Source organism: Variovorax sucrosi (assembly GCF_051216635.1).
Classification (GTDB): Bacteria; Pseudomonadota; Gammaproteobacteria; order Burkholderiales; family Burkholderiaceae_C; genus Variovorax.
The window spans coordinates 53,594-72,180 of the sequence record NZ_JBPJZU010000002.1; the positions used below are offsets into that span (position 1 = coordinate 53,594).

At 66.0% G+C, this 18,587-nt stretch carries 17 protein-coding genes and 1 tRNA gene; 14 read left to right on the plus strand and 4 right to left on the minus strand.

The window, feature by feature from the left end:
- The first annotated feature begins 82 nt into the window (after positions 1 to 82).
- From ACSFBE_RS03305 to ACSFBE_RS03340, 8 genes are all read left to right on the plus strand, one after another.
- Complete coding sequence (locus ACSFBE_RS03305; protein WP_435488952.1) at positions 83 to 508, plus strand: NfeD family protein; 426 nt, start codon at positions 83 to 85, stop codon at positions 506 to 508.
- Positions 509 to 541: 33 nt separating this feature from the next.
- Positions 542 to 1,474, plus strand: coding sequence for an SPFH domain-containing protein (locus ACSFBE_RS03310; RefSeq protein ID WP_435488953.1), 933 nt, complete (start codon positions 542 to 544; stop codon positions 1,472 to 1,474).
- A 15-nt stretch (positions 1,475 to 1,489) separates the two neighbouring features.
- Positions 1,490 to 1,580 (plus strand) — tRNA-Ser (locus ACSFBE_RS03315).
- A gap of 202 nt (positions 1,581 to 1,782) precedes the next feature.
- Complete coding sequence (gene nosP, locus ACSFBE_RS03320; protein ID WP_435488954.1) at positions 1,783 to 2,943, plus strand: nitric oxide-sensing protein NosP; 1,161 nt, start codon at positions 1,783 to 1,785, stop codon at positions 2,941 to 2,943.
- Entirely contained in the window at positions 2,936 to 4,030 is a 1,095-nt protein-coding gene (locus ACSFBE_RS03325) for a sensor histidine kinase (protein ID WP_435488955.1), read from the plus strand. Before nosP ends, ACSFBE_RS03325 begins: the two co-directional genes overlap by 8 nt.
- Entirely contained in the window at positions 4,027 to 6,294 is a 2,268-nt protein-coding gene (locus ACSFBE_RS03330; protein WP_435488956.1) for a putative bifunctional diguanylate cyclase/phosphodiesterase, read from the plus strand. Before ACSFBE_RS03325 ends, ACSFBE_RS03330 begins: the two co-directional genes overlap by 4 nt.
- Positions 6,295 to 6,308: 14 nt before the next feature.
- A complete protein-coding gene (locus ACSFBE_RS03335; RefSeq protein ID WP_435488957.1) occupies positions 6,309 to 7,301 on the plus strand; it encodes a TRAP transporter substrate-binding protein in 993 nt (330 codons plus the stop codon).
- 15 nt (positions 7,302 to 7,316) lie between these two features.
- On the plus strand, positions 7,317 to 9,554 hold the full coding sequence (locus ACSFBE_RS03340; protein ID WP_435488958.1) for a putative bifunctional diguanylate cyclase/phosphodiesterase: 2,238 nt from the start codon (positions 7,317 to 7,319) through the stop codon (positions 9,552 to 9,554).
- Positions 9,555 to 9,603: 49 nt separating this feature from the next.
- Here the strand turns inward: ACSFBE_RS03340 and ACSFBE_RS03345 are convergent, their stop codons facing one another.
- The 4 genes from ACSFBE_RS03345 to ACSFBE_RS03360 all read right to left on the minus strand — a co-directional run bounded on the left by ACSFBE_RS03345 (position 9,604) and on the right by ACSFBE_RS03360 (position 13,364).
- Entirely contained in the window at positions 9,604 to 10,809 is a 1,206-nt protein-coding gene (locus tag ACSFBE_RS03345; RefSeq protein ID WP_435488959.1) for a branched-chain amino acid ABC transporter substrate-binding protein, read from the minus strand.
- Between the two features lie 124 nt (positions 10,810 to 10,933).
- Positions 10,934 to 11,416, minus strand: coding sequence for a hypothetical protein (locus ACSFBE_RS03350; protein WP_435488960.1), 483 nt, complete (start codon positions 11,414 to 11,416; stop codon positions 10,934 to 10,936).
- Positions 11,413 to 11,853, minus strand: a complete 441-nt coding sequence (locus tag ACSFBE_RS03355; RefSeq protein ID WP_435488961.1) for a DNA polymerase III subunit chi — start codon at positions 11,851 to 11,853, stop codon at positions 11,413 to 11,415. The genes ACSFBE_RS03350 and ACSFBE_RS03355 overlap by 4 nt, the downstream gene beginning before the upstream one ends.
- On the minus strand, positions 11,850 to 13,364 hold the full coding sequence (locus ACSFBE_RS03360) for a leucyl aminopeptidase (RefSeq protein ID WP_435488962.1): 1,515 nt from the start codon (positions 13,362 to 13,364) through the stop codon (positions 11,850 to 11,852). The genes ACSFBE_RS03355 and ACSFBE_RS03360 overlap by 4 nt, the downstream gene beginning before the upstream one ends.
- A 22-nt stretch (positions 13,365 to 13,386) precedes the next feature.
- Here ACSFBE_RS03360 and lptF point away from each other — a divergent pair, with 22 nt between their 5' ends.
- The 6 genes from lptF to ACSFBE_RS03390 all read left to right on the plus strand — a co-directional run bounded on the left by lptF (position 13,387) and on the right by ACSFBE_RS03390 (position 18,470).
- A complete protein-coding gene (gene lptF, locus ACSFBE_RS03365; RefSeq protein WP_435488963.1) occupies positions 13,387 to 14,499 on the plus strand; it encodes an LPS export ABC transporter permease LptF in 1,113 nt (370 codons plus the stop codon).
- On the plus strand, positions 14,496 to 15,605 hold the full coding sequence (lptG, locus tag ACSFBE_RS03370; protein ID WP_435488964.1) for an LPS export ABC transporter permease LptG: 1,110 nt from the start codon (positions 14,496 to 14,498) through the stop codon (positions 15,603 to 15,605). Before lptF ends, lptG begins: the two co-directional genes overlap by 4 nt.
- A gap of 4 nt (positions 15,606 to 15,609) precedes the next feature.
- Positions 15,610 to 15,981 carry a sirohydrochlorin chelatase gene (locus tag ACSFBE_RS03375; protein WP_435488965.1) on the plus strand — a complete coding sequence of 124 codons (372 nt, stop codon included), beginning with the start codon at positions 15,610 to 15,612 and terminating at the stop codon, positions 15,979 to 15,981.
- A gap of 62 nt (positions 15,982 to 16,043) precedes the next feature.
- On the plus strand, positions 16,044 to 16,985 hold the full coding sequence (locus tag ACSFBE_RS03380; protein WP_435488966.1) for a CysB family HTH-type transcriptional regulator: 942 nt from the start codon (positions 16,044 to 16,046) through the stop codon (positions 16,983 to 16,985).
- Positions 16,986 to 17,030: 45 nt separating this feature from the next.
- A complete protein-coding gene (locus ACSFBE_RS03385; protein ID WP_435488967.1) occupies positions 17,031 to 18,203 on the plus strand; it encodes a pyridoxal phosphate-dependent aminotransferase in 1,173 nt (390 codons plus the stop codon).
- 108 nt (positions 18,204 to 18,311) lie between these two features.
- On the plus strand, positions 18,312 to 18,470 hold the full coding sequence (locus ACSFBE_RS03390; protein ID WP_435488968.1) for a DUF3309 family protein: 159 nt from the start codon (positions 18,312 to 18,314) through the stop codon (positions 18,468 to 18,470).
- The last annotated feature ends 117 nt before the right edge of the window (positions 18,471 to 18,587 follow it).

The window sequence follows — 18,587 nt, forward strand, 5'->3', positions numbered from 1 at the left end:
GGGCGAAGTGTACGGAATTCGAGTGACAAGGCGGTCGGCCGTTTGCCCGAGAATGAGCGGCCTTCAACAACGAGGAGATGACATGGCCGACTCCACCCTGTGGTGGCTCATCGCGAGCGGCGCCATCGTGCTGGAACTGCTCACCGGCACGGTCTACCTGTTGCTGCTCGGAACCGGCTTCGCGGCCGCCGCGCTCTCGGCCCACGCAGGCTTCGGGCTGACGACCCAGCTGCTGGTCGCCGCGGTGGTCGGCGTCGGGGCGGTCGGAGCCTGGTACCTGGTGCGTCGCCGGCAACCACCGGCCGCACCCAGCGCCGCCAACCAGGACGTCAACCTCGACATCGGCGAACGCATCCACATCGACCACTGGAACGAGGACGGCACCGCGCAGGTGCGCTACCGCGGCGCCCAATGGACCGTGGTACCGCGACCGGGCAATCTGCCCACCGCCGGCGACCACCGGGTGGCCGAGGTGGTGGGCAGCCGCCTCGTCGTCGACAAGATCTGAACCGGAAACTAGCCAGCACCAAGGAAGCGTCTCATGGAATACACCGTCCCCCTCGTCATCCTCGTCATCGCCGTCATCTTCATCAGCCAGTCGGTCAAGTTCGTGCCGCAGCAGAACGCCTGGGTGCGCGAACGCCTGGGCAAGTACCACAGCACGATGACACCCGGCCCGAACTTCCTCATCCCCTTCATCGACAAGGTGGCCTACAAGCACAGCCTGAAGGAAATCCCGCTCGACGTGCCCAGCCAGATCTGCATCACCCGCGACAACACGCAGTTGCAGGTCGACGGCATCCTCTACTTCCAGGTGACCGACCCGATGCGCGCGAGCTACGGCTCGTCGAACTACATCGTGGCGGTCACCCAGCTGGCACAGACCTCGCTGCGCAGCGTGATCGGCAAGCTCGAACTCGACAAGACCTTCGAGGAGCGCGACGTGATCAACGCCCAGGTGGTGGCCGCCATCGACGAAGCGGCACTGAACTGGGGCGTGAAGGTGCTGCGCTACGAGATCAAGGACCTGACGCCGCCGAAGGAAATTCTGCTGGCCATGCAGGCGCAGATCACCGCCGAGCGCGGCAAGCGCGCGCTTATCGCGGCCTCGGAAGGCCGTCGGCAGGAGCAGATCAACATCGCCACCGGTGAACGCGAGGCCTTCATTGCCCGTTCCGAGGGCGAGAAGCAGGCGCAGATCAACAACGCGCAGGGTGAAGCGGCCGCCATCACGGCGGTGGCAACGGCGACTGCCGACGCCATCGAGCGCGTGGCCGCCGCCATCCGCCAGCCCGGGGGCGAGCAGGCGGTGCAGCTGAAGGTGGCCGAGCGCGCCGTCGATGCCTACGGCAAGGTGGCGGCGGACGCCACCACGACGCTGATCGTGCCCAGCAACATGAGCGAAACCGCGGCACTGATCGCATCGGCGATGCGGATGGTCCAGGCCGGGAAAACAGGCCCATCTGCAGGTTAGAATCGCTGGCTGTCCGGAGCGGTGGATGAGCGGTTTAAGTCGCACGCCTGGAAAGCGTGTGAGGGTTAATAGCCCTCCGCGGGTTCGAATCCCGCCTGCTCCGCCAAACTTATGGCCCCAGTAGCTGCCTTGCTACTGGGGCTTTTTAGTTGGCGGTCGCCTACGGCGCTCCGCACTAGAACTTTTCAGTTAAGCCCTCGCGGGAATCACGAAAAATCACGGTCCGTGGCAGGGATGTCCCGCATGGAATCGGTTCGTTGCAACGATCCGACCGGTGCCTAATGCGCTCTCACGCAAGGAGTCGCAACATGGCGGATACCGATTGCATACGCAAAGCACACTCTTGTGCCGCGGATCCGCGCGAGGCCGCACGGGAATTCCATGCCAAGGTGGCGCAGCCGGCCATGGCGTTGGTGATTTTCTTCTGCTCCAGTGAATACGACCTGGACGCGCTTGCCGACGAGATGAAGCGCCTGTTCGGTGACGTCCAGGTCGTAGGCTGCACCACGGCTGGGGAAATCGGCCCTGCCGGATTCCGGGACCACAGCCTGACGGGCGCGAGCTTTCCGGCCAGCCACTTCCGGGTCGCAGCGGGCCACGTCGACCATCTGCAGACGTTCGACGTGGAAGCCGGCCAGAACTTTGCCCAGACGCTTTTGCAGAAGCTGCTGGCCGAAGGCCCGGCCACCGATGCGGACAACAGCTTCGCCTTGCTGCTGATCGATGGACTGTCGCTCCGCGAAGAACCGGTGACGCGCGCATTCCAGACCGCGCTGGGCAGGCTCCCCCTGCTCGGTGGCTCGGCCGGCGACGGCATGAAGTTCGACCGGACCCATGTCTACCGGGACGGCCGGTTCTGCGCCGACTGCGCGGTTCTGGTGCTGGTGGTGTCCCGCATGCCGTTCCGGATCTTCAAGACGCAACACGTCGTTGCCACCGAAGGCAGGCTGGTGGTGACCGAGGCCGATGCGTCTTCCCGTGTCGTCAAGGAAATCAACGGCCTGCCGGCCAGCCAGGAGTACGCGAGGATGCTCGGCATCGACGCGTCCGACCTGGACCCATCGCGCTTCGCGGCCTGGCCGGTGGTGCTGACGATCGGCGGGACCCCCTATGTACGCTCGATCCAGAAAGCGAATCCGGACGGCAGCCTGACCTTCTTCTGCGCGATCGAAGATGGGCTGGTTCTGCGGGTTGCGAAGGGGGTGGACCTGCTGCAGAACCTGGAGCAGGCCTTTGCCGGGATACGTGCAGAGATCGGCCCACCGCAACTCGTCCTGGGATACGACTGCATCCTGCGCAAGCTGGAGATCGTGCAAAGCGATGCGAAGGACCGCGTCGGCGAGGTGCTCAAGGAGAACAACACGATCGGCTTCCACACCTACGGCGAGCAGTTCCGTGGCGTGCACGTCAATCAGACGCTGGTCGGCATTGCATTCGGCACGAACGCCGCGGAGACCCACGATGTCTGATATCACGCTGCAGGACCCCGGCGTACAGGATCTGTCCTCGCAGGACGAGATCGCCCGCCTCAACAAGATCATCCGGGCCCTGATGGACCGTGCCGAGCGCAGCGCCAACGCGCAGGGCTCCGACTTCAACCTCTTCCAGACCACGATCATGCTGGAGGAGCAGGTACAGACCCGCACGGCGGAGCTGGAGGCGGCGCTGCGCGAGAACGAGCAGGTCAACCGGGTGCTGCGCAAGACGCAGTCCGACCTGGTGGCGGCCGCCCGCTCCGCCGGCATGGCCGAGATCGCCACCAACGTGCTGCACAACGTGGGCAACGTTCTCAACAGCGTCAACGTGTCCGCCGGGCTGATTCTCTCCAGGGTCCGTGCCTCCAAGCTGGAAGGGCTTGCACGCGCAGCGCAGCTGATGAACGAGCATGCGGACGACCTGGGCACTTTCCTGGCGTCCGACGCCAAGGGCCAGATGATTCCTGGCTATGTGCGCCAGCTGACACCGCTGCTGGTGGCCGAGCAGCGTGCCGTTGCCGACGAGCTGGCGGCGCTGACCAAGAGCGTCGACCACATCAAGGAAATCATCGCCGCGCAGCAGGCCCATGCCGGCGCCTCCAGCCTGGTCGAGTCGATACGGATCCATGAGCTGGTGGAAGATGCATTGCGCATGAACGCCACAGGCCTGGCGCACCACCGGGTGGTGATGGAAGGCGGCCTGGCACAGATTCCCGCGCTGCCGCTGGACAAGGGCCGCGTCCTGCAGGTGCTGATGAATCTGGTGCGCAATGCCAGGCAGTCGATGGAGGCGGCGGCCGACGACAGCGCGCAGCTCATGCTGAATGCGGAGATCGTCGGGGACGAGACGCTGCGCATCCGCGTCACGGACACCGGGGTCGGCATCGCCCCCGAAAACCTGACCCGGGTGTTCGTGCACGGGTTCACCACCAAGAAGGACGGCCACGGCTTCGGGCTGCACAGCGCGGCGATCGCAGCGCGCGAAATGGGGGGCTCGCTGGCGGTCCACAGCGAGGGACCGGGCACCGGCGCAACCTTCACGCTCGAGCTCCCGATCAGGAAGGCGGCAGAGACGCCATGAGCACGCCGCAGAACCGCCGCATTCTCCTGGCGGACGACACGCCCGCCATCCACGAGGACTTCCGCAAGATCCTGCTTCCGGCGGTCGCGGCCGCAAACCTGGATGACCTGGAGTCGGCGTTGTTCGGCACCACGGCCAAGACGGGTGAAGTGGACTTCGTGCTGGACAGCGCCTACCAGGGACAGGAAGCGCTCGCGAAGGTCCGCGAGGCCTTGGCGGCCGAGGCCCCCTACGCCATGGCGTTCATCGACATGCGCATGCCTCCGGGATGGGACGGCGTCGAGACGATCGAGCAGTTGTGGCGCGAAGACCCGCGCCTGCAGATCGTGATCTGCACGGCCTATGCGGACCAGTCGTGGGTCGAGATCTTCGAACGCCTGGACGCGCGCGATCGCCTGCTCGTGCTCAAGAAGCCCTTCGACGCGGTGGAGGTTCGCCAGCTCGCCAGTGCGCTCACGATGAAGTGGCAGATGACGGAGGATGCCGCCTTCAAGATGAACCAGCTCGAGCAGGCTGTCGAGGAGCGGACACGGGAGCTGTCGGACGCCAACATCATCGTGCAGAACAGTCCGACCATCCTCTACCGCCTGCGCGGCGAGCCGGCGTTCCCCCTGATCTACATCTCGCACAACATCACCAAATTCGGCCACGAACCGGCGGCCCTGCTGGCTAACCCGAACTGGGCGGACGTGCTGATCGACCCCGCCGACCAGCCTGGCGTCGCCGCCGCGATGGCACGCGTGCTCGAGAAGGATGCTGAAGGCGCCTCGATCGAATACCGGCTGTGCACCGGGGACGGCGCACGGCGCTGGGTCGAGAACCGCTACGTTCCGGTGCGCGACAAGGAAGGCCGGCTCATCGAAGTCGAGGGCATCGTCATCGACGTCACCGAGCGCAAGGCTGCGGAGGAACAGCTGGCACGGCTCGCGCGCACCGACGGACTCACCGGCCTGGCCAACCGGGCCACCCTCACCGAGCGCCTGCATCAGTCCCATGCCGCAGCGCAGCGAGGCTCCGTGCCCTTCGCGCTGCACTATCTCGACCTGGACCACTTCAAGGAAGTCAACGACACCTTCGGCCATCCGACCGGCGACCTGCTGTTGCGCGAGGTGGCGCAGCGGCTGCGGACCTGCACCCGCGAAACCGACGTGGTGGCCCGCCTGGGCGGCGACGAGTTCGCCGTACTGCAGAGCGAAATGATCGAACCGGCCGCTGCGGGCGTGTTGGGGACGAAGATCCTGGAGGAACTCGCGCGCCCCTACATGCTTGCCGGCAACGAGGTGCATGTGTCTGCCAGCATCGGCATCTGCCCTTACATCCCGGGCAGCGAGGGGCCGGACGAAATGGTGGCGCAAGCCGACGTCGCGCTCTACCGCTCGAAGGAACATGGCCGCAACCAATACCACTTCCACTCGGAAGAGCTCGACCTGGAAGTCCGCAGCCGGGTGATGCTCGGCGAAGACCTGAAGAAGGCCATCGAGCAGGAAGAACTGGAGCTCTACTACCAGCCGCAGGTCGAGCTGTCGTCCGGGAAGATCGTGGGCGTGGAAGCCCTGCTGCGCTGGAACCACCCACAGCGGGGGCTGCTCGACGCGGCTGCGTTCGTGCCGATCGCGGAGCGCACCGGCGGCATCGTCGTGCTGGGCCGCTGGGTCCTGAACCAGGCATGCAGGCAGATGAGCGTGTGGCGCGAACAGGGTGTGGCACCCCCCTTGGTGGCCATCAATCTGTCGCTTGGGCAGCTCAGGCAAGGCAGCGAGCTGATCCGCGACGTGACGCAGAGCCTCGAGAGGTGGCAGCTCGATCCATCCGCTCTGGAGTTCGACGTGACGGAGTCGACGCTGGCCCAGATGACGTGGACCCACAACGACGTGCTGCCGAAGCTGCGCGCCCTCGGGGTTCGCATTGCGATCGACGACTTCGGCACCGAATACTCGTCGTTCGAATACCTGCGCACCTATCGCGTGAATCACCTGAAGATCGCGCAGTCGATGCTCAAGCGCGCCATCGACGATCCGGACAGCGCAGCCACCGTTCGGGCCATCATGAATCTGGCGCGGGAAGCGCGCATCGGCATCATCGTCGAGGGTCTGGAGACGGAGGCGCAACTCGCCTTTCTCCACTCGACCGGTTCGACGACGCTGGCGCAGGGCTACTACTTCAGCGAGGCCGTGGTTGCCAACGAGGCCGGTGACTTTCTGCGCACGGGCACCATGGAACAGAGCGAGCGCAGCAAGGTCGGCAACCAGGGGACTGCGGCCTGAAGGGGCTCGAAGGCATGCGAAAACTGCGCCTGATGCTCGTTGCGACGTGGGGTTTTGCCGCCTGGGTTCCGGCGGTGCAGGCCGAGCCGGTCGTGCTGTCGCTGGTGCACGCCGCCGCCACCACACACCCGGCCCATCTGGCGGCGCTGCAGTTCGCCAGACGGGTCGAGGAGCGCACCGAAGGACAGGTCCGCACCGAGATCTTTCCCGCGTCTCAGCTCGGCAGCGAGAACGAGCTGCTGCAGAAGGTCAGGCTCGGGGCGGTCGACATGGACGTGAGCTCGATGAACTACCTCATCAAGTACGAGAAGACCTTCTCCGTCGTCGTCATGCCCTACCTTTTCGACAGCTATGCGCATGCCCACCGCGTGCTCGATGGCCCGGCCATGAACTGGCTCGCGCCATTGGCCGAGAAGCAGGGCTTCATCATCCTGTCCAACTGGGAATGGGGGTTCCGGCATCTCACCAACAACAAGCGCCCGATCAACGGGCCCGACGATGTGCGAGGCCTCAGGGTGCGCGTTCCGCCGGTGGCCGAACTCGAGGCCACCATGGAAGCGCTGGGCGCACAGGTCAGCAAGGTGGGCTTCAAGGAACTCCATCAGGCGCTGTCGCAGGGCGTGGTCGACGGCCAGGAGAACCCGCTCAATGTCATCTACTACAACAAGCTGTACGAGGTCCAGAAGCATCTCGCCCTGACCCGTCATGTGTACTACCACACGCTGCACCTCATGAGCGCCCGCAGTTGGGTCAAGCTCACACCAGCCCAGCAGGTGATCGTGCGTGAGGAGAGCAAGGCGGCGGGTGACGGCATGCGCCGGAAGATCATCGCCGAGGAGGATGAGCTCATCGCCAGGATGGCCGCCGCCGGCGTGAAGGTGACGCGCCCGGACCCGGCGCCGTTCCGTGCGGCCACGCTGGGCGCCCGCGAGGAGATCAGGCGCTTCGCCGGCGACGAGAACGTCCGCACGTTCCTGAAGATGGTCGACGCAGAGCGAAGGCAGTGACGCGTCTCGCGAACCGTGATCTGGAGCGAATCGCAATTGAGCAAATTCTCGATCGACTTTTCGTGGTGGAGAAGATCGCGCAGCCTGCGGGTGGAGATCGCGCTCGGATTCGGTGTCGTCATCGCGCTGATGCTCGCCCTGGGTGTGGCCTTCTATCTCAGCGACCAGCGGTCCTCGACGGCCATCGACAAGTTGTTGAACAGCGACAACCGCATGGCGGACCTGAGCCTGCGCAGTTCGCTGGCAATGTACAAGGCACGCGACGCTGAAAACGAACTCCTGCGGTCGGTGGATCGGCTTGGCGTGTCGGAGGCGAGCGCGCGTTTCCTGCCGGCCATGCAGAACCATTTGCTGGACATGCGGGAGTACCTGGCGAGTCTTCGGATCCTCTCGACGGATCAGCAGTTCAGGGAACGGGTCGCCCGGATCGAGGCCCAGACCGCACAATACGAGGACGGCGTTCTCGCCTTCATCTCGCAGCAGGGCAGCCAAGGCCCAGCGGGCTCGGCCTCCGAGTTCGGCAGGCGCTACGTCGACACGACCGCTGCCATCGAATCGTCGGTGGAGGCCCTTCACACCGCGGCGATCAAGCGTGCGCTTCAAACGCGCGCCGATGCCGAACGCGCAGCCGCCTTCTCGCGATGGGCCGCGATCGCCATGGTCGTCCTGGCCAGCCTGCTCGGCGCGGTGATCGCGTGGATCGTCTCGCAGCGCATCACGCGCTCCATCACCGAGCTCATTGCGTTTTCCCGGCGTGTGGCCGCGGGGGACTTCAGCGCCAGAGCGCAGCAAGGCCGGGCGGATGAATTCGGCATTCTTGCGAACGCCATGAATCAGATGGCGGAGTCGATCGAGAACTCGAAGGTGCTGCTGGAGAGCAGCGCCGGCCGATTGAAGCACCAGGCCACCCACGACGTCCTGACGGGGCTTCCGAATCGCGCGCTGCTGGAGGATCGCCTCAAGCAGGCCATTTCCTATGCGGATCGCTATGGCCGGCTGATGACGGTGGTCTTCATCAACCTCGATGGCTTCAAGCTGGTCAACGACAGCCTGGGCCGCAAGGCCGGGGACGAACTGCTGAAGGTCATGGCCGAACGAATGCGCCAATGCCTGCGCAACGTGGACACGGTGGTGCGAACGGGTGGCGACGAATTCGTGATCATTCTGTACGACCAGCCCGGGGACGGGGCAGAGGTGGCACCGGCCCTGCAACGGCTGCTCGAAGCCATTGCGCAGCCGATCCGGATCGGCGGCCAAGGGGTCCAGGTCACGGGCAGCCTGGGCGTGGCCACCTATCCTGCGGACGGGGCCGACGCCGACGTGTTGCTCAGGAACGCCGATGCCGCGATGTCCCGCGCCAAGGCGTCGGGGCGGAACAATTTCCAGTTCTATACCGCCGAGATGAACGGCACGATCCGCGACAAGCTCGCCATGCGCGAAGGGTTGCGCAACGCCATCGCACGGGGCGAATTCCACCTCGTGTACCAGCCCCAGGTCGAGATGGCTTCGGGCCAGGTGACAGGCGTGGAAGCATTGATTCGCTGGCAGCATCCGGAGCGTGGCCTGGTATCGCCGACCGAATTCATTCCGCTGGCTGAGGAGACCGGCCTCATCGTTCCCATCGGCGAATGGGTGCTGCGCACCGCCTGCTTCCAGAACAGGGCGTGGCAGGACGCGGGCCTGCCAGCCTTCACTGTGGCGGTCAACGTGTCGGCGCGGCAGTTCAGAGAGCGGACCTGGATCGAACAGGTCGATCGGGCCCTGGACGACAGCGGACTCGAAGCCCGGTTCCTCGAACTGGAGCTGACGGAAAGCCTGATCATGGAAGACCTCGAGAAGGCGTTGCTCTCGATGAAGGCCCTGCAAGCCATGGGCGTGCAGCTGTCCATCGACGATTTCGGAACCGGCTATTCCAGCCTCAGCGCACTCAAGCGCTTCCCGATTGCCAGGCTGAAGATCGACCAGGGCTTCGTGCGCGGGATCCCTGGCGACGAAGAGGACAAGGCGATCGCCAAGGCCATCATTTCCCTCGGCCACGAGCTCGATCTCAAGGTCATCGCCGAAGGCGTCGAAACCCTGCGACAGCTGGAATTCTTGCGCGCCAACGGCTGCGACGAAATACAGGGCTACCTCTTCAGCCCGCCCGTGGCTCCGACCGAATGTGCCGCCCTGGTCAAAGCGCGCTTTTCAGGTTCGGTGTCGCACGCGCCGCATTGGGCTCCTGGCGACCCGGCGGCTGACACTGCGCCATGAAAAAAGGGGCCCTTGCGGGCCCCTTCGGCTGGGTGGCAGCGTGGGTCGCTCAGCGCACCACGGCGATCTGCGTGCGTGCACCGCCCTTGTAGGTGTACAGCGTCAGGGCACCGTTCTTGATGTCACCCTTCTCGTCGAAGGTGATCGGGCCGGTCAGGCCCTTGTAGTCGACCTTGCTGACTTCCGGCAGGTACTTTTCCGGCTCGGCGGAACCGGCCTTGACCATCGCGGCGGCCAGCACGTTCACGGCGTCGTACACGTACGGCGCGTAGATCTGGACCTCGACGCCGTTCTTTTCCTTGAACTTGGTCTTCCAGGCTTCCAGCGGCGCCTTGAAGTCACCGTCGACGCCACCGGCTTCGGCGCACACCACCATGTCTTCGCCGATCGCATCGCCAGCCAGCTTGGCCAGTTCGGCGGTGCACAGGCCGTCGCCGCCCATGAACTTGACGTTCATGCCGAGCTGCTTGACCTGCTTGAGCATCGGGCCGCCGACGGCGTCCATGCCGCCGAAGAACAGCACGTCGGGCTTGGTGCCCTTGAGCTTGGTCAGGATGGCGTTGAAGTCGGTCGACTTGTCGGTGGTGAACTCGTGGCCCACGATGGTGGCGCCTGCCGCCTTGGCGGCCTTCTCGAACTCTTCGGCGACGCCCTGGCCGTAGGCCGTGCGGTCGTCGATCACGGCGATGTTCTTGCCCTTGAGCGTTTCGACGGCGTACTTGCCGAGCGTGCCGCCCAGTTGCGTGTCGTCGGCCACCACGCGGAACGTGGTCTTGAAGCCTTGGCGCGTGTACTTGGGGTTGGTCGCCGATGGCGAGACCTGCGGGATGCCGGCGTCGCTGTACAGCTTGGAGGCGGGAATGGTGGTGCCCGAATTCAGGTGACCGACCACGCCGTTGACCTTGCTGTCGACCAGCTTCTGGGCGACGGCCGTGCCTTGCTTCGGATCGGCGGCGTCGTCTTCGGCCAGCAGTTCGAACTTGGCGGTCTTGTCGCCGATCTTCAGGCCCTTGGCGTTCAGGTCTTCGATCGCCATCTTGGCGCCGAGCTCGTTGTCCTTGCCCAGGTGGGCGATGGCGCCGCTGGTGGGCGCGACGTGGCCGATCTTGACGACCAGGGTTTCGCCAGGAGGTGCAGCAGCGGGTGCAGCGGCCGTGGGCGCCGGCGCAGCGGCGGGTGCAGCAGCTTCTTCTTTCTTGCCGCAAGCCACTAGCGTGAGAGCAGCCAGTGCGACCGCAGTCCATTTCATTTGCATGAGAACCTCCAGAACATGATGGATAGAGTAAAAAACCGGTCTCTTGAACCGGGTACGACAGCAGAGCAAATTCCGCGCCGGACCGTGTTTTCCGGCGCCCTCGCGCCGTTGAACCGGGCGCAGTTTAGCCGAAGGACGGGGGTGTTCCGGGTGGGTTGGACCCGGGTTTTTCCTGCAGCTCCTGGGCCAGCGCCTCGGTCACCAGCGTGCGAAGAACGCCCTCGATTTCCTCGCGCAGCCGCGGCACCATTTCATCCAGCTGGGCCTGCACGGCCGCCGCCACCACGTCGCTGAGCCGCTCCTCGAGCTGGAGGTCGACCCGCTGCAGCACCCGATGGAGCAACTGCTCTTCAAGCGTGAAGCTTTCCAGTTCGCTGAGGCGTGTGGCCGGGTCGAGCGCCACCGCGCCACGCAGGTCCGGCGCGGCAGGCGCCGACGGCAGTTCGACCACCGCGGTGGGTGCTGCCGGCTCGGCCACCTCGACCACCGCGGTGTTGGGCGACGGTTCGCCGTCTGCAGAGGGCGTCGGCGCGACCTCGTCGTCCGCCGGTTCCAGCACCGTGGTGAGCGTCGGCACGAAGCGCGGCGGCGTGCGCGGCGCGTTCATCGGCCCGCACTCCCCTGGAATTGATGCCGGGTGATGGCGTAGCCCCGGTCGGCGTAATGGCGCCAGCGCACCCGCGCGTCGTGCCGGTCCGCCTCGTCGTCGGTCACGATGTCGATCAGACGCTCGAAACGCTCGAAGCCGCTCGGCACCGGGGCATCCAGATTGAGCAGCACCTGCTGGTGCGGCAGCGCTGCGCCGGGCCCGTCCATCAGCACCACCGGCGAGCGCGAGAGCACCGCCGGTTCGGCGCTGGCGCGGCAATGGGCGATGAAGTCGACGGCGGAGAACTGCCAGAGTGCCGTGTCGATCGCCTCGATGGTCGACGGGTCGGCGACCACCACCACACGCGCCCCGCGCGCCACCACCGCCTTGCGCAGCAGCCGGCAGGCGTAGTTCACCTTGTCGGGCGTGTTGAAGTGGAAGTCGATCTCGGTCACGTCGTCGCGCGCGCCTTGCGTGCACCCTTGCGGGGTGCTGCGGTGGCTGCGCTTGACCCCTCGGCCGCGCGCGCCAACAGGTAGGTCAGCAGCAGGCCCACCGGCCGTCCAGTGGAGCCCTTGGCGCCGCCACTCTTCCATGCCGTGCCGGCGATGTCGAGGTGGGCCCAGGGGAAATCGGTGGCGAAACGCTGCAGGAACTTTGCGGCGGTGACGGCGCCGCCGGCGCGGCCGGCGATGTTGGCCATGTCGGCGAAGTTGCTCTTCAGGCCTTCACCGTATTCGTCGTCCAGCGGCAGGCGCCAGCAGAGGTCTTGCGCCTGGTCGCCGGCAGCGCTCAGCGCGGCGGCCAGCGATTCGTCGGCGGAGAACAGGCCGCTGCGCACGGCACCCAGGGCGACGACGCAGGCACCGGTCAGCGTCGCGATGTCGATCACGGCGGCCGGCGAGAAGCGCTTGGCATAGGTCAACGCATCGCACAGGATGAGCCGGCCTTCGGCATCGGTGTTGAGCACCTCGATGGTCTGGCCGCTCATGCTGGTCACGACGTCCCCGGGCTTGAGCGCCTTGCCGTCGTTCATGTTCTCGCAGGTCGGAATCAGGCCGACCACATTGATCGCCGGCTTGATCTCGCCCAGCGCGCGGAACACGCCCAGCACGCTGGCCGCGCCGCACATGTCGAACTTCATTTCGTCCATCTCGGTGGCCGGCTTGAGCGAGACACCGCCGGTGTCGAAGGTGATGCCCTTGCCGACCAGCACGACCGGTGCCTGGTCCTTGGGCCCGCCTTGGTAGCGCAGCACGATGAAGCGCAGCGGCTCCGACGAGCCCTGGGAGACCGCCGCGAAAGCGCCCATGCCCAGCTTCGCGACCTCCTTCGGGCCCAGCACTTCGCACTGGATGCGCGGCAGGGCGCCGAGTTCCTGCGCCGCGCCCGCCAGCAACGTCGGCGTGCAATGGTTGCCGGGGCGGTTGCCCCACTCCTTGGCCAGCTCGATACCAGCGACGGTGGCGCTCGCCTCGGCGAAGGCGGCCTTGGCCGCCGTCGCATCGGCCACCCCGACCACGAGTTGTCGGATGCTCCGGGCCTCGGCCTTGGGCTTCGTCGTCGTGTAGACATAACTGGCATCGGCGGCGGCGAGCACCGCGGCGCGCAGCGCGCCGGCGTTCACGCCATCGGCCAGCAGCAGCGTGACCCGTTTCGCGCTGGCGGCCTTCGTCGCCTGGATCGCCGCGCCGACGGCGGTGCGCACCGCGCCGGCCGAGCCGTCGCCGGTGCCGACCAGCAGCACGCGCGGGGCAGTCACGCCGGCGGGCCGATACAGCGCGAGCAGCTTGCCCGCCTTGCTCGGCAGGTCGCCGGCCTTGCGAGCCGCGTCGATGGCCGTGGCCAGTGCATCGGACTTGGAAGGCGCCGGGGCCTTTGCACCATCGGTGACCAGCACGATCAATGCATCGGTCTTTTCGGTGGCCGCCTGGGCGGTGCTGAGGGTCTTGAGTTGAAAGTCCATAATCCTTTTCTTTCGCTCGACGATGTTATTCCATTCCTCTTTGCGCAAGGAGCTGTCGCGCAGCTTCGGAGCCACGCTCGTGGTCCTGGTCACCATCGTGATGACGATGATGTTGATCCGCACGCTCGGCCTCGCCTCCAAAGGCAGCGTCAACCCCTCGGACGTGCTGCTGGTGATGGCCTACACGGTGCTCGGCTACATGCCGACCATCCTCAGCCTGAGCCTCTTCGTGGCCATCGTGGGCACACTGTCGCGGATGTACCGTGACAGCGAGATGGTGATCTGGTTCTCCAGCGGCCGCGGCCTGCTCGACTTCGTGCGCCCGCTGTTCCGCTTCGCCTGGCCGGTGCTCCTGATGATCGCGGTGCTCGCGCTGGTGGGCTGGCCGTGGGCCAACTCGCAGACCCAGGGCATGCGCGAGCAGTACGAGCGCCGGGGCGACCTCGAGCGCATCGCGCCGGGCGAGTTCCGCGAATCCGCCGGCCGCAACCGCGTGTTCTTCATCGACAAGGACACGCCCGATGCCGCGACCGCGTCCAACGTCTTCATCTCCTCGATCGAGCGCAATCTGCAGATCGTCACCTCGGCGCGCAGCGGACGGGTCGAGAGTGTCGGCGAGACGCGCTACCTGATGCTCACCAACGGCCAGCGCCTGGAGCGCTCGCTCGACGAGAAGACGCTGAAGATCAGCGAGTTCGAAAGCTACGGCACCAAGGTCGGCAGCGACATCGCCGCGGCCACCGACGCCACGCCGCTGCGTGCCCGCCCGACGATGAAGCTGCTGGCCGACCGCACGCCACCGAACCTCGGTGAACTGGGCTGGCGCATCGGGCTGCTGTTTGCCGGGATCAACTTCGTGCTTCTGGCACTGACGCTGTCCAACGTGAATCCGCGTGTCGGCCGCAGCGGCAACCTGCTGCTGGCGCTGTTCGCGTTCGTCGTGTACTTCAACCTGCTGAACCTGGGCCAGAACTGGATCGGCTCCGGTCGCGTCGGCATGGGCACCTTCCTGCTCGCGCTGCATGGCGGCATCTTCGTGGCCAGCAGCCTGTGGCTGCTCAAGCGCAACCACAACTGGGGACTGCGGCGGGCTCGACCGACCGCATCGCTCCGTGCTTCGGTGACCCGCGCGTGAGAACCATCCGCCGTTTGATCTACAGCGAGGTGCTGAAGGCCGTGGCTTTCGTCACGCTCGGCTTCCTCGCCCTCTTCTTCTTCTTCGACTTCGTCGACGAGCTCAGCGACATCGGCCGCCCCGACAGCCTCGGCTACGGCGCACCGCAGGCCCTGGCCTATGTGGCGCTGCTGATCCCCAGCCACCTCTACGAGCTGCTCCCCATCACGGTGCTGATCGGCACCATCTTCGTGATGGCGCGACTGGCGCAGAGCTCGGAGTACACCATCCTGCGCACCAGCGGGCTGGGGCCTTGGCGGGCCTTGCGCTCGCTGCTGCTGCTGGGCGCGGGCTTCGTGCTGCTGACCTTCGCGGTTGGCGACTACCTGGCGCCGGCAGCGGACCGCAGCGCACAGGTACTCAAGGCGCGCTTCCGGGGCGATGTGCTGGCCACCGTCGGCACCACCGGCGCCTGGCTCAAGGAACGTCAGGGCGACATGTCCTATGCGGTGAACGTAGCGGCGATGAGCCGCGACGGCACCTTGACCAGTCCGCGCATCTTCGAGTTCGACGGCAGGGGCTTCGTGGCGTCGCAGACGCTGGGCAGCACCGCGCGCATCGTCGACGGCGCCTGGATCCTGAGCAATGCCGAGCATCAGAAGTACGACACGCGTGCCAGCGACAAGGCACAGGTGGTAACCACCCATGTGACGGAATACCGCTGGCCGACCAGCGTGACCAGCGAAATGGTCTCGGTCGCGCTGCTCAAGCCCGACCGCATGCGCACGCTGGACCTGTTCGAATACATCCGCCACCTGGAAGCCAACGGCCAGACCGCCCAGCGCTACGAGATCCAGTTCTGGCGCAAGGTGTTCTATCCGCTGTCCTGCCTGGTGATGGTGGTGCTGGCCCTGCCCTTCGCCTACCTGCATTTCCGCCAGAGCGGTGTGACGAGCTATGTGTTCGGCGGTGTGCTTATCGGCATCAGCTTCTTCCTGCTCAACAACGTCTTCGGCTACATCGGCAACCTGAGCAACTGGATGCCCTGGCTCACGGCGGCGGCACCGGGGCTGATCTACACCATCCTGTCGCTGGGCGCCTTCGGGTGGCTGGTGCTGAGACGCTAGCGCTGTGAACGAAGCGCCGTTCGCCGTCATCCTCTTCGCCCATGGCTCGCGCGATGCGCGCTGGCGCGAGCCCGTCGAGGCCGTCGCGCGCCGCATGACGACGCGCCGGCCGGAGGTGCCCGTCGCTTGCGCCTACCTCGAGCTGGTCGAACCCGATCTGCCCACCGCAGCCGGGCGCCTGATCGCCAACGGTGCACGCGCCTTGCGCGTGGTGCCGCTGTTCCTCGGCATGGGCAAGCATGTGCGCGAAGATCTTCCACAGCTGGTCGAGGCGCTGCGCACCGCGCACCCGGATGTCGTGTTTTCTCTGGTGCCCACCGTGGGCGAGACCCCGGAGGTCATCGATCTGTTGGCGGATATTGCACTGCGCAGTTGACCTTCAAGCAGATCGATAGACCGAGAAGGCATAATGAAGACCGCAATAAGACGGAATTTGTTATGAATCTCCACCAGTTCAAGTTCGTGCAGGAAGCGGTGCGGCGGAACCTGAATCTCACCGAAGCCGCCAAGGCACTGCACACCTCGCAGCCCGGCGTGTCGAAAGCCATCATCGAACTCGAGGAAGAGCTCGGCGTCGAGATCTTCGCCCGCCACGGCAAGCGCCTCAAGCGCGTGACCGAGCCCGGCCAGCACGTCATCGCCAGCATCGAGCTGATCATGCGCGAGGTGGGCAACCTCAAGCGCATCGGCGAGCAGTTCAGCGCCCAGGACAGCGGCACCCTGTCGATCGCCACCACCCACACCCAGGCGCGCTACGTGCTGCCGGTGCCGGTGGCCAAGCTGCGCGAGGCCTACCCAAAGGTCAATGTGAGCCTGCACCAGGGCTCGCCGGACCAGGTGGCGCGCATGCTGATCGACGAGGTGGCCGAGATCGGCATCGCCACCGAATCGCTCGCGGACTACGCCGAGCTGGTCACCCTGCCCTGCTACGAATGGCAGCACGTGCTGGTGCTGCCCAAGGACCACCCGCTGGCGGGCAAGGAGCGCGTGTCGCTGGAAGACCTGGCGACCGAGCCGATCATCACCTACCACCCGTCCTTCACTGGGCGGACGCGCATCGACCATGCCTTTGCGCAGAAGAAGCTGACGCCGCGCATTGCGCTCGAAGCGATCGACTCCGACGTCATCAAGACCTATGTGCGCCTCGGGCTGGGCGTCGGCATCGTGGCCGAGATGGCGGTGCGCGACAGCACGAACGATGACCTGGTGGTCAAGCCCATGGGCCACATCTTCGGCCAGAACATCGCGCGCATCGCCTTCAAACGCAGCGCCTACCTGCGCAACTTCGTCTTCAAGTTTGCCGAGTTGCTGAGCGACCGGCTCGACCGCAACCTGATCGCCAAGGCGCTCAGCGGCCAGCAGCAGGATTACGAGCTCTAGACCCGTCTTCCCTTCGCGTATTTCCTTCGTCTTCGCGCACACACCATGAGCACCGTTCCCTCGACACCCCGCACCCCCGCGCTCGCCAGCAAGTTCCCGGCGATGGGCACCACCATCTTCACCGTGATGTCGGCCCTGGCGGCCGAGACGAACGCGGTCAACCTCGGGCAGGGTTTCCCGGACTTCGGCTGCGACCCGAAGCTGCTGGAGGATGTGCATGCCGCCATGGTGGCCGGCCACAACCAGTACCCGCCGATGCCCGGCATCCTGCCGCTGCGCGAGGCGATGGCGGCCAAGATCGAGGCCCTGTACGGTCGGCGCTACGACCCCGCAAGCGAGATCACCGTGACCGCCGGCGCCACGCAAGCCATCATCACCGCCGTGCTCGCCATCGTGCGGCCGGGGGATGAGGTCGTCGTGCTCGAGCCCTGCTACGACAGCTACGTGCCCAACATCGAACTGGCCGGCGGCGTCGTGGTGCGGGTGCCGCTCACACCGGGCACCTTCCGGCCGGATTTCGCGAAGATCGGCGCCGCCCTCTCACCCAAGACGCGGGCCATCGTCGTCAACACGCCGCACAACCCGAGCGCGACCGTGTGGACGGCGGCCGAGATGCGTGCTCTGGAAGCGTTGCTTGCGCCGACCGACGTGCTGGTGATCAGCGACGAGGTCTACGAGCACATGGTGTTCGACGGCGCCCCGCACGAAAGCGCAGCCCGCTACCCGGGCCTGGCCGCGCGCAGCTTCATCGTCGGCAGCTTCGGCAAGACCTACCACGTGACCGGCTGGAAGGTCGGCACCGTGGCGGCGCCGGCCGCGCTCACCGCCGAGTTCCGCAAGGTGCACCAGTTCAACGTGTTCACCGTCAACACACCGATGCAGCATGCGCTGGCCAGCTACATGGCCGACCCCGCGCCGTACCTGGAACTGCCGGCCTTTTACCAGCGCAAGCGCGACCTGTTCGCCGCCGGCCTGGCCCGGACCCGCTTCAAGCTGCTGCCCAGCGCCGGTACCTACTTCCAATGTGTCGACATCGGTGCCGTGAGCGAGCTCGGCGAAGCCGACTTCTGCCAGTGGCTGACCCGCGAAATCGGGGTCGCCGCCATCCCGCTGTCGGCGTTCTACGGCAATGGTTTCGACCAGCGCGTGGTGCGCTTCTGCTTCGCCAAAAAGGACGAGACGCTGAACCAGGCGTTGGAGCGACTGGCGAAGCTCTGACAACGCGCGTCGGCAAGCCCTGACCACGGATGGGCCTGCTTTCTCTCGAACTGCGGCGGCATGAGTGCCGAATATCAGGGCTCTTGCAACGCTCTTTGGAGATATTCCATGTCCCTCTCGCTGATTCTCCTGGTCATCCTGATCCTGCTGTTGATCGGTGCCCTGCCGACCTGGGGCCATAGCCGCAGCTGGGGCTATGGCCCGAGCGGTGGCCTGGGTCTGGTCGTGCTGGTCGTCATCGTGCTATTGGTCATGGGCCGCATATAGCCCACGCCGCCGCACCACAAGCCCGCTTCGGCGGGCTTTTTCATGCCGCCGGGCCGCCTCAAGGCATGAAGCGCCCCCTCCGGGGGGCAGAGAGCTACACGCAGTGAGCGAACGTGG

Bases quoted from the DNA above. Each gene is read 5' to 3' on its own strand.
- ACSFBE_RS03305 (WP_435488952.1), top strand. From the start codon at position 83: ATGGCCGACTCCACCCTGTGGTGGCTCATCGCGAGCGGCGCCATCGTG.
- ACSFBE_RS03310 (WP_435488953.1), top strand. From the start codon at position 542: ATGGAATACACCGTCCCCCTCGTCATCCTCGTCATCGCCGTCATCTTC.
- nosP (WP_435488954.1), top strand. From the start codon at position 1,783: ATGGCGGATACCGATTGCATACGCAAAGCACACTCTTGTGCCGCGGAT.
- ACSFBE_RS03325 (WP_435488955.1), top strand. From the start codon at position 2,936: ATGTCTGATATCACGCTGCAGGACCCCGGCGTACAGGATCTGTCCTCG.
- ACSFBE_RS03330 (WP_435488956.1), top strand. From the start codon at position 4,027: ATGAGCACGCCGCAGAACCGCCGCATTCTCCTGGCGGACGACACGCCC.
- ACSFBE_RS03335 (WP_435488957.1), top strand. From the start codon at position 6,309: ATGCGAAAACTGCGCCTGATGCTCGTTGCGACGTGGGGTTTTGCCGCC.
- ACSFBE_RS03345 (WP_435488959.1), bottom strand. From the start codon at position 10,809: ATGCAAATGAAATGGACTGCGGTCGCACTGGCTGCTCTCACGCTAGTG.
- ACSFBE_RS03350 (WP_435488960.1), bottom strand. From the start codon at position 11,416: ATGAACGCGCCGCGCACGCCGCCGCGCTTCGTGCCGACGCTCACCACG.
- ACSFBE_RS03360 (WP_435488962.1), bottom strand. From the start codon at position 13,364: ATGGACTTTCAACTCAAGACCCTCAGCACCGCCCAGGCGGCCACCGAA.
- lptF (WP_435488963.1), top strand. From the start codon at position 13,387: ATGTTATTCCATTCCTCTTTGCGCAAGGAGCTGTCGCGCAGCTTCGGA.
- ACSFBE_RS03380 (WP_435488966.1), top strand. From the start codon at position 16,044: ATGAATCTCCACCAGTTCAAGTTCGTGCAGGAAGCGGTGCGGCGGAAC.
- ACSFBE_RS03385 (WP_435488967.1), top strand. From the start codon at position 17,031: ATGAGCACCGTTCCCTCGACACCCCGCACCCCCGCGCTCGCCAGCAAG.
- ACSFBE_RS03390 (WP_435488968.1), top strand. From the start codon at position 18,312: ATGTCCCTCTCGCTGATTCTCCTGGTCATCCTGATCCTGCTGTTGATC.